This is a genomic window from Nostoc sp. (assembly GCF_036917675.1).
Lineage (GTDB): Bacteria > Cyanobacteriota > Cyanobacteriia > Cyanobacteriales > Nostocaceae > Nostoc.
Map to the genome: position 1 here is coordinate 39,007 of NZ_JBALCT010000030.1, position 15,627 is coordinate 54,633.

Consider the following 15,627-nt stretch of genomic DNA (forward strand, 5'->3'; position numbering starts at 1 on the left):
ACCTGCTCATTTCATACCTGTAAATATACAATTAATCTATAGCGCTTCTGCGTTGAGTTCAATACAGACCTAACCCCCAGCCCCTTCCCTACAAGGGAAGGGGAGTAAGATTCAAAAGACTTGTGTTCTGAACCAAAAAACTTGTGTTCTGAACCAACGCACTTGTATTCTGAACCAACGCACTTGTATTCTGAACCAACGCACTTGTATTCTGAACCAACAGACTTGTGTTCTGAACCAACAGACTTGTGTTCTGAACCAACAGACTTGTGTTCTGAACCAACAGACTTGTGTTCTGAACCAACGCACTTGTGTTCTGAACCAACAGACTTGTGTTCTGAACCAACGCACTTGTATTCTGAACTAACAGACTTGTGTTCTGAACCAATCGTTATGCAAATAATAGCCAAATTATATAGTGCGTAAGTCCTAAATTAATTTCAGCAGATATTGTAACTAGATGAGAGTGAAGTTTCTAAAACTTTACGTTAGGAATAAGAATTAAATAACATACAATTTATGTGCCTGGTTTACCTCACCCTCAATCCCTCTCCTTATAAAGGAGAGGGAAGCTGGAGACAGGATGAAGTTTTGCATTTTATTTAATCCATGTTTCTTAGGTAATGCTTACCAAAAGAAAAAGTTACAAATCACTCATCAACCTCGCCTTACGGAGAAAGAATTGCAGCACCGTTTCTTCACGAGAAATAATATCAACCCTACCCTCCATGCCTAATTGAATGTGACACTGGTTTTTCCCTTTACCTAAAACCAGAGTTTCCGGTTCAATAGTCACTTCATAGAAAGCACCAGGCGCAGCAGCTTTTGGACTAGTCGTATTAGACATAGATGCATTTGTCCCATTATTTTGAGGTGCGTTGGCGTAGCCCGCCGCAGGCATCGCATCTGGAGAAATTGTCTGTACTTTCCCATTGAGAGTACCATAATCTGGGTAGGGGCAAGCGCTGACCCGCATTTGGACTTTCTGACCAATTTTTAACTTACTTTGATTTTCAGATGCCACCGCAGCTTTCAAAACCTGAGGCGCATTAGTGGGGACAATTTGCACCACTTCTTCGCCAGCACGCACAGTTTGACCTGGATTTCGCAAATTGAGTTGAGATATTATCCCATCGGCGGTAGCTGCGATCGTGGTTTGAGCTAAATCTATTTCCCCTTGTTTGAGTTCGCTAGTATCACGCTCTAGCTGCTTTTCAATTTCAATCCGTTGCTTAATTAGGGCTTGACGTTCCTTTTCTGAAGTCGCCTTGTTGCTTTCCCCTCCGGCTTTTTCTTGAGCGATGCGCTCAGTAGCAACAGTCACTTCTGCATTACTTGGATTTACGGATGCTTGGGTGCGTTGTCTTCTCGCAATGGCAGCAGATATAGCTTGTTGTAACCGTTGAATTGTTTCTGTTTGTGCCTCCACTGCTGCTTGTTGCGCCTTTACCGCTTGCTCTTGCTGTTTAGCAGCTAATTGTGCTTCTTCCAATTGATCCTTAGATAGCGCTCCTTGGGCGGCTGCACTGTCATATCGGTTCTGTTTTGACTGAGCTACACCCAAGGCAGCTTCAGTAGCAAGGAGATTTGCTTGTGCTGTTTTTAGCTGTGCTTTCCCAGCCTGCAATTCTGACTCAGCAATTCTGACGTTAGCATCAGCTTCTTGGAATTCGGAAACAGTGGTAAGATTTTTATCTCGATATTCTCGACGGCGACCGCTCAATTCGGCTTGAGCGCCTGTAATAATCCGGTTTACGCGGTCACTTTCGGCTCGAATCTGGCTGTTAAGGGCATTAATCTGGGCATTCATTTGCACTAGCTGTAACTTAGATTGTTGAATACTAGTTTGCAATTGGCTATTTTTGGTTTGCAGACGGGAGTCGTCGATAGTTGCGATCGCATCTCCTTTTTTGATAACTTGATTTTCTTGAACATAAATATGCATTACCTGACCTTCAATCGCCGCTTGCACAATTCGCAATTCACCCGCCGGACGCACAACCGCCTGTCCTTGGACGGTAACTTTATATTTAGTAACAGCAGCAACTGGAACAGCTAGTCCTAGAACGCAGAGAATAAACATTCCGCCAAAGGTTGTCCAACGATTAATTGGTGGGAGAAATTCGTTTGTTTCAATTGGGGGTAAAAAATTTGTGTTGCTAACCATGATGTAATATAAATAAAGGGCAGAGAAAACAGAGATTTTTACAACTGAATTTAGGAAATATTCTCTCTAACCTAACCCCCAGCCCCTTCCCTACAAGGGAAGGGGAGCTAGAATCAAAGCCTCTCGACCTTTCGGGGAGAGGAATGGAAGTGGGGTTTCAAGAATAAGTCGCACATCGCGTTATCTTAATTAATGACAGCAGTCTTGCCGTTACGATGAGCCGGGGAAGCTGTTAGTGCCAACGTATCGTGACACGGGATAATATTATCTAGGAAGTCTAAATGTTCACCGGGTAATTTCCGCAATTCTTCTGGTGTACCTTGAATTTTTAAGCGTCCTTGTTCTAAAAGTACAATCCAATCTGCTCGCCGTATGACCTTGGGACGATGACTAATTAGAATAGTCGTTTTATCATGACGATGGGATAAAAGTCTATCTAGAACTTGTGTTTCACTTACTGGGTCGAGTGCGCCCGTGGATTCATCTAAAATTAAGACAGGTGGCTCAGTAACTATTGCTCTAGCTATGGCTAATCTTTGGCGTTGTCCACCGGAAAGATTTGCACCAAATTCTCCTAAGACAGTTTGATATTTATCGGGTAGTTTGCTAATAAATTCATCTGCACCAGCAATTTGACAAGCTCTGACAATTTCTTCAAAACTAATATGGGGATAGCTAAAGTGGAAGTTATCAATAATAGAACGACTCCAGAAGTGGGGTTCTTGTGGGACTAATACCACTTGTTGTCGCAGACATTCTAAAGACAGGTCTTGCTGATTATAAAAACCATAACGAATATTGCCAGACTGAAGTTTATATAAGCCAGTCATCACTTTCGCAAGGGTACTTTTACCACACCCAGATTTACCAATTAAAGCAATGACTTGACCGCCAGGAATAGTTAAAGAAAAATCTTGTAGGAGGTCAATTCTACCTGCGTGATGAAAGTTAAGTTCAGTGCAGGTAATATCTACATTACCAGGAATTTCTACCCAAGGCTTTTTAAAATCATTTTCGTCTTCTGGGGTAGCATCAATAACTTCTGTCAGGCGTTGAATGACTATCTGGGCAGTGATAAACTGATCTACTAAGGCGATCGCTGCACTTAGGAAGCCAAGAAAATTGCCACTCATGCCGTTATACGCCATCAATTGACCAATTGTTAAGGTGCGATTAATGACTAAATAGCTACCCATCCAGAGGACGCCAATACTAATGAAAGTGGAAAGAATGCCAGTAACTGTACTGCTATAAAGTCCCAGCTTCATCACACTCCAGCCTAAGTTGGCAAGACGACCATAATTCCCTTGGTATTCTTCCCAAGCTTGGGGAGTAGCTTGGGTAGTTTTTAATACTTGAACGCCGCGAAATGTTTCCACCAAAAAGCCTTGGTTTTCCGTACCAGAAACAATCATCTTGCGGGTTTTCTGGCGCATTGCTGGTAAGAAAAGCAAGTTGACAGCCGTGACAATAATAAATGCAACTATGGAAGCTAGAGTTAGTTCCCAACTGTAAAAGAGCATAAAGCCCAAGGAAATTACAGCGATAAAAAATTGGCTGGGTAATCCGAGGACGATTTGGGAAACTAAGTTATGGATGGCGTTGACATCAGCAATGCGACTGACAACTTCTCCACTGCGTCGTCCTTCAAAGTAGGAGAGGGGTAAATGTAAGAGTTTGCGTCCGTATTCTAGGATTAGTCCTAATTGCAATTTTTGACCAAAGTGACCGATGAGGTGAGATTGAACTAAACTAATGGCGCTTCTAATTAAGTTCATGGCGATAACGCCAATTGCCACAGTAGTTAGTAGTTGGGTATCACCTCGGACTAAGACATCATCGGTGAGGAGTTGCATCATAAAGGGAGATGCTAAAGAAAGCAGTCCAATGGCGATGTTAATAGCGATCGCTTGAGCGAGAATAGAGCGATAAGTCCAAACCCTTTGCATATAACGCCCAAGACCGCCAATTTTATCTGATTCTTGTTGATAAAAGCGGCTTTCGTCAGGAGTCAGTAGTAACATCACGCCATTACCCCAACCTGCAACTAACTCCTGACGGGTAAGATAACGGATACCAACACCAGGGTCAGCAATGACATATTTTTTACCTTTTTGTCCATATAAAACTACCCAGTGGTAGCCTTTCCAGTGAATAATGACTGGTAGGGATATTTGGTGTAATTGGTCGATTATTTGTGGGTTAGCTTTTACTTGACGGGCATTGAATCCTAGTACTTCTGCACCCCGACTTAAGCCCAGCAGAGATGTTCCTCTGGAACCAGTGCCTACGGCTTCCCGGACGCGGTTGAGGGTAAATGTGCGTCCGTAGTGTTTGGCAATGGTTGCTAGGGACGCTGCACCACAGTCTTCTTCAGTGTGTTGGAGGACTATTTGGTATTTCATTTTCTGGTGTGATGATTGGCAAGAAAATACAATCGGGTATTGTGACCCGACTGTATTGAGTGTTTAGTTTGTCATATTCGACTTTTGACTGCTTGGCTGACGCAGTAAAACGTCAATGCGCTTAGGCTAGAACACAGCCCTATTGACAGCATTGGCAACTGGACCATTACCAATACCACCAAGAGGACTAGATTGAGTTAAGATAAAATTAGTGCCACCATTTGCAACATCAAAAACATTTTGTCCTGGATCTGAAACTAGTTTTTGGGAAACTGGAACATAGCCAGGTCCAATCTGTGAGTCGTAGCTAACAGTTGGTGCTGTAGAGTAAGAATATGGCTTTACGTCACCAGGATTCAAAAAGTCACTTACTCCGTTAATATCATAGTTGATGGGAATACCCGAATTATTGCTGAGATCGTAGGTAAGACCACCTTGGATCGCAGCTCCTTCTTCGAGAGTTAATTCGGTGAACAGTTGTTCTTGACCAACAGCAGAATAGTTAGAAGTAGAAGTGAGCTTGTTGATATTTGACATGGTTTTTCTCCTTTTTTAATTAGGTCATGCAAAAACAATTAGGTAAGTTTTAAGAAGTTGCATATTTGCGGGATGAATTGGCGGCTGTAACCATCGAAATTTTGTTATATATTTGACGAAATTATCGAATGATTCAGCTAGTCCCCAAATTTGCATCTTTTTCGTGATACTTACTAAATGAACTTCTCTGCATATCACTCTTTACGACGACTTTTAGTTTTTATGCACTTAGAGCAGAAGTTTTTTTTAAAATCTTTAAAATCCTTACGCAGCAAGGAATTAGCTTTTGTCCCTATGGCTGTATAATTGAAATCAGCTATGGTTCAAACAACGGCAAGTATTCCATGCAACCCCGACAGGGCATTGTTGAAATCTTTTCTACCTTTGTGCAATTTGATGTAGATCAATTTAGTGGTTGGGCAACAGATGCCAAACTGCGACGCAGTATGAAAGTTTGCCTGGAGTCGTCGTCAACTGAGCAATCAGATACCTTTTGGGCAATTTACTGGTATAGAGTTTGGCAGACTGAATCTAGTACTGTGGCGATCGCACATCTTTCTGCTTACTTACAAGAGGTGTGCTATTGGGTTGCGAGAAAATTCAGCCTTAAGTTTCCCACACAATTGTCTCTAGCAGACTGTTTTTTGAGGATTTTATTTTTTGGAAGTCCCTAACCCTCTTCCATCACTCTCTCCAGAGTAAAAAACAATAATCCTTGCTACATAAAACTTTCAGGCAAAACTGATGATTTTAGCCATAATGTTAGAAAATAAAACTCCAAACCCAGTTTCTGTCTATTGTTTAAAACTTGGCTGAGATTTTTCTTTGACCAGAGTGATGGAAGAGCGCTAAAATGGTCTAGGGACTGAACCATGTTGCCTGGCTACTAGGATTGGTCTCATCGTAAGAGATGCCGGCTACTGTCCCTTGGTCATTGACCGTACCTTGATATACGCCTATACTTCCATAGTTCCAAAATATCCTGAAAAAAAACTGGTTTCCGTTCAACGTGCCTTCCCCCGTGCCGACAGATGACCCGGTACTTCCGCTTCCTACAATCTTTGTGCCAAGCTGTCGTGTGTTAAAGCTCACTATAGCACTATTACTTTGGTAAGCATTCCACTGTCCATTGAAATTAACACTACCACTTATGGTGGCTCCTTCTTCGGGAGTTAATTCGGTCAAGAGTTGTTCTTGACCAGCAACAGAATAGTTAAAAGTAGAAGCTATCTTGTCGATATTTGACATTGTTTTTCTGCTTGATTGTAATTGGCTGGAATTTCTGGAAAGATTTTTCCAGATAGACTTGTGACTTCGAGGTTCAAAATCAAACTTGGCTCAATGACTATTGCGAACACTCATCTTGCCAAAATTTTAAGTCAGTTTTCATTCACCTTGGTTGCATCTTTTTCGTAATACTTACTAAATAAATCTCTCTGCATATCACTCTCTACGACGACTTTTAGTTTTTATGCACTTAGATTAGAAGTTTTTTTAAAATCTGTAAAATCCTTACGCAGCAAGGAATTAGCTTTTGTCCCTACGGCTGTATAATTGAAATCAGCTATGGTTCAAACAACGGCAAGTATTCCATGCAACCCCGACAGGGCATTGTTGAAATCTTTTCCACCTTTGTGCAATTTGATGTAGACCAATTTAATGGTTGGGCAACAGATGCCAAACTGCGACGCAGTATGAAAGTTTGCCTGGAGTCGTCGTCAACTGAGCAATCAGATACCTTTTGGGCAATTTACTGGTATAGAGTTTGGCAGACTGAATCTAGTACTGTGGCGATCGCACATATTTCTGCTTATTTACAAGAAGTGTCCTATTGGGCTGCAAGAAAATTTGCTCGAAACTTTTCTACTCAGTCCTCTGTAGGAGACTGTTTTCAGATGGCGATCGCTCGTGTCGATAAAATATTAAAAAGATTCAATCCTGAATACAGCTCCAATTTGAAGGGCTATGCTGAACTTGCCTTTGAAAGTATCATCAAGGACGTGCTGCGCGAACGCAGAGAAGCAGACATTTGCTCAGACTGGGCATTATTACACAAACTCAGCCACAAAAGACTAGTGCAGTCATTACAAAATGCCGGATTTAACGATCACTGCATCGAGAGTTATGTTTTAGCGTGGGAATGCTTTAAGGAACTCTACACAGGTGAGAACAAAAAAATTCGCCAGCTTACCAAACCAGATGCTGTGATCTGGGAAGCTATTACTAATCTTTATAATGCAGAACGTTTAAGCCGATTGAGTTCACCCACTGCCGCAGTCAACCAGCAAACCATAGAAAACTGGGTATTATCTTCTGCTAAAGCTGCTCGTAATTTCCTCTATCCCAAGGTTGTTTCGGCAGACGCTCCCCTCAAAGAAGATGATGGTAATTTATTAGAGATATTGCCTGCAAATTTGCAAACATCTTTACTAACGGAAATTATTGAGCAGGAAGAAGCTGCGAATGCACGAAATCAGCAAGCTCAGTTAAACCAATTTTTGCACCAAGCGATCGCGGCAATGGATGCAAAGTCACAACAACTACTACAAGTTTACTACGGTCAGAAGCTTACTCAAACAGAAGTTGCTGCACACTTAGAAATTAAGCAATATACTGTTTCCCGTCGCCTTAGCAGCATTAAAAAGTCATTGCTACTGAATTTAACGCAGTGGAGTCAAAACACCTTGCATATTTCTCCTAAATCCGACGTAATAGATGCCATAAACACAAGCTTAGAGGAATGGCTCAAAGTCCAATATAGCCATACCTTCAAGGAGTAGAGAGAATTTTCTCTCCCCTGTCTCCCTTAACTTTTTAATATGGTCTTTATATCGAGCCATTCTAAAATTATGTTTCACGCACCTCCCCCATTCACAATTGACTCACGGCAGTTATATTTAGAAATTCCCCAATCTCCAGAGGTGCAAGAAGAAGCATACTCTACAGCTGGTGCTTCTCAACGTGGGTGGATAAATCAAACTTGCTTGCAAGCATTTTTGCCTTGGTTCAAAGAGGAAATTGCCCCCACCGCCAGGGTTTATCCCAACAGTGCGGCATTACCGAGTTTTTGGGAAGTAGTTAATGGCACAGCTATTACTTTTGATTGCGATCGCCTTGTATTAATTCCCACCCTCGCTATGGATGACGATGAGTTGCGCGTACCGCAGGAATGGGTAGATATACCAGAGTGGGTTGCTGACTACTACATAGCACTACAGGTCAATCCCGATGATGGCTGGATAAAAATTTTTGGCTACACAACCCATCAAATTCTGAAAACAAAAGGGGTTTATGATCCTGAAGACCGTACTTACAGCTTGGAAAGTGAAGATTTAATTGCAGATATCAATGTGTTGTGGGTTACACGCCAACTTAATGATCCAGAAGCCTTACGCGCCGAGATTGCACCTTTAGCTCCTATTGCCAAAACTCAGGCCGAAAACCTCTTAGAAAGGTTGGGTGATCCCGATGTGAAATTCCCGCGTTTGGCAGTTCCATTTTCACTGTGGGGTGCGCTCCTGGCACATAGCGGTTGGCGAAAGAAATTGTATGAACTGCGTCAGGGTTTACTCATCCAGTCGTCAATTCCACAATGGTTGCAGACAGGAGTAGCCAATTTAGCTCAACAGTGGGGATGGGAAAAAAGCGAATTCGTCGTGGTGCCTGGGGGAATGCGGAGTGCAGAAACATTTCTCGGCTTATCTCGGCAAATAATAGTTGCAGAGAATAGATACGAGTTACGTATTTTCCCAAAAAGCGCTTCTGAGGAATATGTTTGGCGCTTTGAATTGCGAAGTGCAACTCCTAGTGGTCAAATTCCTGCTGGGTTTAAGCTCCGATTATTAACGGAAGACTTACAACCTTTTGAGAATAATGAAGATACGGCAACAACTCCTGTAGATATGTTGTATTTGGAAGTAATTTTGGAACTAGGAGAAGGATTAGTTTGGGAAATAGAACCCGCACCTGAAGATTATGACCGAGAGATTTTGCGGTTTTAAGAGAGAGTTAACAAAGTCCTCTAAAACCTCACCCTGTTCTATCTTTAATCCCTCTCCTTACTAAGGAGAGGCACAGGTTTTACGTAATCAAACCAGGGTGAGGTATTTCAGGGACTATGAGACTTAACCGGAAATGTCCTCACCAAAGACTTCTGTATACACCGTAGCGCAAGCGGGGAGGGGTTCTTTTGTTATGGGTAATTTGGCGGACATGATATTAAACCCTTTAATTCACGATAATAGATACAACTCAGCATCTGTGGAGAACTAGCTGTGGGCAAGTTAATCATCTTAAAGTTAGGGGAGGGAAACTTTGAACAAGGGTTTCCGGTGACACTACAGATTGGCGAAGAAAATGTCCGCCCTAGTGTGGAAATCACGGGTGCGCTTCCCCCCAACCCAGAAATTCTCCGCGATTATTACCGTTGGCAATCTATTTATCGTAATTTAAGGTTGCCATCTCGTCCTATTGGTTTACCCAAGGAACTTAAGCAAGCCCCCAACTTAGAAGACTGCCAGCAGGTGACTGAGGAATTTAAAATACGTTTTAATACTTGGCTTGCCTCCGATTCCTTTCGTCCTATCCGCGAGAAATGGTTGGAAAAACTCATGCCTGCGGATAATATCCGTGTGCTTTTACAAACCAAAGACCTCCGATTACAGAAACTCCCCTGGCATCTTTGGGATTTGCTAGAACGCTATCCCCAGGCGGAAATAGCCCTGAGCGCTCCCGCCTACGAACAAATCAACCGAACCGCAACCACATACGACAAAATAAAAATCTTAGCGATTTTGGGTAACAGTCAAGGAATTGATACCAACGCAGACCGGGCGCTGCTTAATTCGTTACCCAATACAGACATCACTTTTTTAGTTGAACCACAATGCCAAGACCTGACTGAGCAGCTATGGGAGCAGCATTGGCAGATTCTATTTTTCGCCGGACACAGTTCTACTCACCAAACGAATGAAATAGGAAAAATCTACATCAATCAAACTGAAAATCTAACAATTAGCCAGTTAAAGTATGCGCTGAAAAAGGCAGTGGAAGGAGGATTACAACTGGCGATTTTCAATTCCTGTGATGGCTTGGGATTGGCACGGGAGTTTGCAGATTTGTATATTCCCGAAATCATCGTGATGCGAGAGCCTGTACCCGATCGGGTGGCGCAGCAGTTTTTAAAGTATTTTTTGTCAGCCTTCGCACAGGGAAACTCGTTGTATTTAGCTGTCAGGGAAGCACGAGAAAGGTTACAGGGGCTAGAAAATCAATTTCCCTGTGCGACATGGTTGCCTGTGATCTGTCAAAATCCCGCAGAGATGCCGTTGAATTGGGGGGAATTATTTAGAAATACACCTAATCTTCCAACATCTTTGTCTAAAACCACGGCTGTTAAAACAATCACAAATCGGCTTGGTTTCTCATTGCTCTTACTGACGAGCATGGTAATGACTGGAATATTAACAGGGGTACGGTATTTGGGTGTGATGCAACCATTAGAATTAAGTGCGTTTGACCAACTGTTACGCTTGCGTCCTCCTGAGAAACCAGACTCACGCCTATTGATTGTCACTGTGACTGAAGAAGATGTGCAGGCGCAAAAACAGGAAAAACCTCAAGGTTCCTTGTCAGACAAATCACTTGCTCAACTGTTAGAAAAATTAGAGACATATCAACCACAAGTTATTGGTTTGGATATATATCGAGATTATCCAGTAAGTAAGGATTATCCAGCATTGGCAGAACGAATGCGAAAAAGCGATCGCTTTGTGGGGGTGTGTCAACTCAGCGATTCCCAAGCCGGAAAAGTAGGTGTGAAACCACCACCAGAAGCTTCTCCAGAAGGTCTAGGTTTTAGCGATATTGCCATAGATTCAGATAATGTCGTGCGTCGCCATCTGTTAGCGTTAACTCCCTCACCCTCATCTCCTTGTACTGCTTCCTATGCCCTGAGTGTTCAACTTGCACTGCGTTACCTCTGGGCAAAGGGAATTCAGTTGCAATTTACCCCTGATGGGGCGTGGCAATTAGGGAAGCAGGGATTTAAACCAATAGAAGCTCATGCCGGAGGTTATCAAGGGATTGACGCTTTTGGACACCAAATTTTGTTAAATTATCGTTCCTCTGGTTCCCTAGATGCGATCGCACCACATATTACTTTGGGACAAGTGCTAATGGGTAAACTGAATGCCAATACAGTCAAAGGCAGGATAGTTATTATTGGCACAACAGCAGAAACTTTTGGTGATTACTGGTTAACTCCCTACACCACTCCTCAAGGGAAATTACAGGCAATACCAGGAGTATTTTTACAAGCCGAGATGGTCAGCCAACTGCTCAGTGCTGCAATGGAAGGACAACCTTTGTTGTGGACTTGGCCATTTTGGGGTGAAGTAATTTGGGTTTGGGGCTGGTGTTTTTTAGGCGGTTTACTTACTGCTTATCTGCACCGATTCACTTACTTAAGCTTGGCAGCAGGGATAGCTATTATAAGTCTATACGGTAGCTGCTTTATATTTTTTATTGCATATAGCTGTTGGGTTCCCCTCATTCCTGCTATGTTGGCTTTAGGAGGTAATATTTTAATAGTTACAACTTACTTAAACATCAAATTTCAAAATAAATTTTGAACAGGATTGCTGTATAAGTTTTGCATAAGTAAGTGAGTCAAATTAAATATAAAACCTCACCCTGCCTCCGGCTTCCCTCTCCAAAGCATCCCAGAGGGATTGAGGATGAGGTTTGATCTTATATTTAATTACGTCTACCTACATAATCCAGAATCCCAAATTGTGTAACTCCTAATTTTCTATGAAAAACTATTGCACAAAAATACAATTAATCGCCACATTCGGGATGACTTTGTTGGGAATTCTTGGCTATTATCCCATGATTTGGATCACACCATCTGCTGCCGCCCCTGTGACATTTTCGCCTCCTCCACCTCCTCCAGACAGGGGTGCAACAGGCGATCGCGGAGGAGCTGCAAGTCGTGGCTGTGGTGTTAGTAATCAGTCTATCATTGCACTTGTACCTGTATACAAACAGACACTAAAGCAAGGACAAACAGAAACAGTTTCTGTTACTAAAGTTTGGGGTTTGACGAGTGAGGAATATCCAACTTTTTGGTTTTTTGTCCCCTATAAAAAATCTACAATTAATTCCCTTGAATTTGTTCTCAAAGATGAGTCAACTAAACTCAGTCAAACTCTTTATCGAACAACAGTAACAATACCAGAAGAACCAGGAATTATTAGTATTCGCTTAAGCGCAACTACTCCCCCATTGCAAGTAGACAAAATGTATCACTGGTTTTTCAAGATGAAAATCATTTGCAATCCCCAACAACCTCCAGAACAGGAGTATGTGGAAGGATGGGTGCAACGGGTGAATCTAAATCCTAAATTAGTAGATAGCCCGAAGCAAGCAACTCCTCAGCAACGGCTAAGGCTTTATGCCCAGAATGGCATTTGGTATGATGCCTTGACTACTCTGGCTGAATTACGTCTTGCCAAACCTCAAGATCCAACTTTAGCAGTGGAGTGGATGAATTTGCTTAAATCCGTAGATTTAGAGAATTTAGCTAAACAACCACTTTTAAAATGTTGTCAAGCTAATGCAAAGTAGCATAACAATTCTTATTAGGGACTGACAATAAATAAAATATCCAATCTTGTGGGGTGGGCGTCTCGCCCGCCCTACAAGAAGTAGTTGAGTATTTTTTTATTTGTCAGTCCCTTATAATATGATACCCTCGCGCTTTGGCAGTGGATAGCGATCGCAGATGTCCTAGTTGTCATCCTCGCTTTTTACCAAATCCACCTCCTCCAGGAGTTTCGATCACAAAAACATCCCCAGATTTCATCTCTACTGTTGCTGTGCTGTCTAAATTCTCTTCAATTCCATTCTGACGTTGTATCCAGTTGCGTCCGACAATTCCGGCTTCCCCACCATTTAATCCAAAGGGAGGGACAACCCGATGACCAGAGAGAATATTAGCTGTCATCGGTTCTAGAAAACGGATGCGGCGAACAACTCCATTACCACCGGAATATTTTCCTTTACCACCGCTATCGGGACGAAGACTAAAGCTTTCTAAAAGTACAGGATAACGAGTTTCTAAAACTTCTGGATCGGTCAAGCGGGAGTTAGTCATGTGAGAATGAACACCATCAGTTCCATCAAAATCAATTCCTGCCCCAGAGCCGCCGCAGATAGTTTCATAATATTGATATTGCTCATTACCAAAAGTAAAATTATTCATCGTTCCTTGAGAAGCAGCCATCACACCCAAAGCACCATATAAAGCATCAACAATAGTTTGAGAAGTTTCCACATTACCCGCTACTACTGCTGCTGGATAAATTGGATTCAGCATACAGCCGACAGGTATAATAATTTCTAGAGGGTTAAGACACCCGGCATTCAGAGGAATATGATCATCAACCAAAGTCCGAAAGACATATAAGACTGCTGCTTGAGTTACCGCTTTCGGAGCATTAAAATTACTATTTAGTTGCCGAGAAGTCCCAGTAAAATCAATGGTTGCACTACGACTTTCTTGGTGAATCGTCACTTTAACTTGAATTATTGCGCCATTATCCATTTCATAAATAAATGCGCCATCTTTGAGAAGATTGATCACCTTTCTCACCGACTCCTCAGCATTAGCTTGCACAAATTTCATATAACCTTGGACAGTCTCAAGTCCGTATTGTGAAACCATTTTACGGAGTTCTTGAACTCCCCTTTCATTCGCGGCAATTTGTGCTTTTAAATCAGCGATATTTTGCTCCGGGTTACGGGCAGGATAAATATGATTTGAGAGGTGCTGTCTGACTGCGGTTTCTTGAAATTTTCCCTCTTCAACTAAGAGAAAATTATCAAAAATAATTCCTTCTTCTTCTACTGTGGTACTGTGGGGAGGCATTGAACCAGGAGTAATTCCACCGATATCGGCTTGATGTCCACGAGACGCGACGTAAAAAATGGGAGTAAGGGGTGTAGTATTTTCCTCACTTTTCAGAAATACAGGGGTAATTGCAGTGACATCAGGAAGGTGAGTTCCGCCATTATAGGGGTTATTAGATAAATAGACATTTCCTGGTTTGAGAGTATCGCTTTGATCATTAATTAAGCTGCGGACACTTTCACTCATTGAGCCTAAATGTACAGGAATGTGGGGAGCATTAGCGACTAATAATCCCGATGAGTCAAAAATAGCACAGGAGAAATCGAGCCTCTCTTTGATATTCACTGATGTCGCCGTGTTTTGTAACACAATTCCCATTTGCTCGGCGATAAATTGATAGAGATTTTTGAATATTTCCAAGCGGACGGGATCAGGTTGAGTTGTTGTGTACATTTTGGATTCTTGTTTATTTAACTATTTTGCACCCTCGTCGCCACCATCATTTGGTACTTCAAATCAGTGTATGGCGGATGTCAGATAGTGTAAGTTGGCTTTAATTTCCGCAGGAAGTTAAGCATAGCTGAAACCACAGCATCCGGCGACTCAATTAAGAAGCCATGGCCACCACGATCGAGGACTAAAACTTCAGCGTTGGGAATGCCTTGAGCAAGTTGTTGGGAAAACTTTAGCGGGGTGAGAATGTCTTGTTTACCAACTATAACTAGGGTAGGACAATGAATTTGTTGAAGACGATCTGTTGTGTCAAAGTCAAGCATGGCTCGGCTGTGATGATAAAGTGAATGAGCCGCAGGGAAGAAAGGATATTTGATTGCAAATTCGATCAGACCTTCGATCATCCCAGGAATCGAGTAGAACGTATCTGTAAATATCCACGGTAATACAACTTTTTCATAAAGTTTCAGGTCTACATTACCGCAGAGGTCGCCCCAAGTCTCAATAATACTGTTGAATAATCCATCACCCTTTGCTAGCGATGAAAGTAACATCAGACTTTGTACCTTTTCCGGATGTGCTAACACTAGCTCTTGAGCTATTTGACCACCCATTGAATGACCTGCTAGATGCACCTTATCCATCGCAATGTGATCAAGCAATGCTGCAACGTCACTAGCCATCTGTTTGAGACTATAGGGGCTTTCGGGAGCAGAACTTCGCCCCATACCTCGGTTGTCCAAGCGAATAACTTGATACTGCGAAATTAGCGATCGCATAATCAGCGACCAATAGGCATGATCACAAAGGAAGCCAGCTATTAATAGCAAAGGCTCACCGCTTCCTTTAATGTCGTAGAACAAATCAATCCCGTTAATCTCAACCTTGGGCATAGTCATTAACAATTCAAAATTCACAATTAAAGACATTATCAGACGGGGACTGTTCGCCCGACTGTAGCAAGATCCCGCAGGGTAACTGATGCTACGTGTAGATGTAGAGGTCTTATATCATGTCCGCTTGATTACTTAATTAAACTTCAAGAACCCCACCCCGCCAAAGCTACGCTTTGTCTCCCTGCCGCTAATCCCCAGAGGGGGCTCCGAGTTCCCCGCAAGCGAAGAGGGGATTAAGGAGAGGGGTGCAATGAC

General features: G+C 42.4%; 12 protein-coding genes. 5 read left to right on the plus strand and 7 right to left on the minus strand.

Going from position 1 to position 15,627, the window contains the following annotated elements:
• Positions 1–11: 11 nt before the first annotated feature.
• The 4 genes from V7K31_RS10285 to V7K31_RS10300 form a co-directional block, all read right to left on the minus strand.
• Positions 12–410, minus strand: a complete 399-nt coding sequence (locus tag V7K31_RS10285; RefSeq protein ID WP_335094176.1) for a hypothetical protein — start codon at positions 408–410, stop codon at positions 12–14.
• A gap of 233 nt (positions 411–643) precedes the next feature.
• Positions 644–2,167: an HlyD family efflux transporter periplasmic adaptor subunit gene (locus tag V7K31_RS10290; protein ID WP_335094178.1), complete on the minus strand. Its 1,524-nt coding sequence runs from the start codon at positions 2,165–2,167 to the stop codon at positions 644–646.
• Positions 2,168–2,352: 185 nt separating this feature from the next.
• Positions 2,353–4,572, minus strand: coding sequence for a peptidase domain-containing ABC transporter (locus V7K31_RS10295; RefSeq protein ID WP_335094179.1), 2,220 nt, complete (start codon positions 4,570–4,572; stop codon positions 2,353–2,355).
• A 126-nt stretch (positions 4,573–4,698) separates the two neighbouring features.
• Complete coding sequence (locus V7K31_RS10300) at positions 4,699–5,109, minus strand: hypothetical protein (protein ID WP_335094181.1); 411 nt, start codon at positions 5,107–5,109, stop codon at positions 4,699–4,701.
• A gap of 344 nt (positions 5,110–5,453) precedes the next feature.
• Between V7K31_RS10300 and V7K31_RS10305 the strand changes: the two genes are divergently transcribed.
• Complete coding sequence (locus tag V7K31_RS10305; protein ID WP_335094182.1) at positions 5,454–5,783, plus strand: hypothetical protein; 330 nt, start codon at positions 5,454–5,456, stop codon at positions 5,781–5,783.
• A gap of 184 nt (positions 5,784–5,967) precedes the next feature.
• Here the strand turns inward: V7K31_RS10305 and V7K31_RS10310 are convergent, their stop codons facing one another.
• Positions 5,968–6,357 (minus strand): hypothetical protein, encoded by a 390-nt coding sequence (locus V7K31_RS10310; RefSeq protein WP_335094184.1) that lies wholly within the window; start codon positions 6,355–6,357, stop codon positions 5,968–5,970.
• A 344-nt stretch (positions 6,358–6,701) separates the two neighbouring features.
• On the opposite strand from V7K31_RS10310, the gene V7K31_RS10315 reads away from it, so the two are divergent.
• The 4 genes from V7K31_RS10315 (at position 6,702) to V7K31_RS10330 (ending at position 12,738) form a co-directional block, all read left to right on the plus strand.
• Complete coding sequence (locus V7K31_RS10315; protein ID WP_335094186.1) at positions 6,702–7,889, plus strand: sigma-70 family RNA polymerase sigma factor; 1,188 nt, start codon at positions 6,702–6,704, stop codon at positions 7,887–7,889.
• A 69-nt stretch (positions 7,890–7,958) separates the two neighbouring features.
• Positions 7,959–9,110, plus strand: coding sequence for a DUF1822 family protein (locus V7K31_RS10320; RefSeq protein WP_335094187.1), 1,152 nt, complete (start codon positions 7,959–7,961; stop codon positions 9,108–9,110).
• Between the two features lie 273 nt (positions 9,111–9,383).
• The gene (locus tag V7K31_RS10325) at positions 9,384–11,741 is read left to right on the plus strand and encodes a CHASE2 domain-containing protein (protein ID WP_335094188.1); all 2,358 of its coding nucleotides are present in this window, start codon (positions 9,384–9,386) and stop codon (positions 11,739–11,741) included.
• Positions 11,742–11,922: 181 nt separating this feature from the next.
• Positions 11,923–12,738: a DUF928 domain-containing protein gene (locus tag V7K31_RS10330; protein ID WP_335094190.1), complete on the plus strand. Its 816-nt coding sequence runs from the start codon at positions 11,923–11,925 to the stop codon at positions 12,736–12,738.
• A gap of 169 nt (positions 12,739–12,907) precedes the next feature.
• Here V7K31_RS10330 and V7K31_RS10335 read toward each other — a convergent pair whose 3' ends face one another.
• Together V7K31_RS10335 and V7K31_RS10340 are read right to left on the minus strand one after the other, a co-directional pair.
• The gene (locus V7K31_RS10335) at positions 12,908–14,476 is read right to left on the minus strand and encodes a hydantoinase B/oxoprolinase family protein (RefSeq protein ID WP_335094191.1); all 1,569 of its coding nucleotides are present in this window, start codon (positions 14,474–14,476) and stop codon (positions 12,908–12,910) included.
• Positions 14,477–14,556: 80 nt separating this feature from the next.
• On the minus strand, positions 14,557–15,369 hold the full coding sequence (locus V7K31_RS10340; protein ID WP_335094221.1) for an alpha/beta fold hydrolase: 813 nt from the start codon (positions 15,367–15,369) through the stop codon (positions 14,557–14,559).
• Positions 15,370–15,627 lie beyond the last annotated feature (258 nt).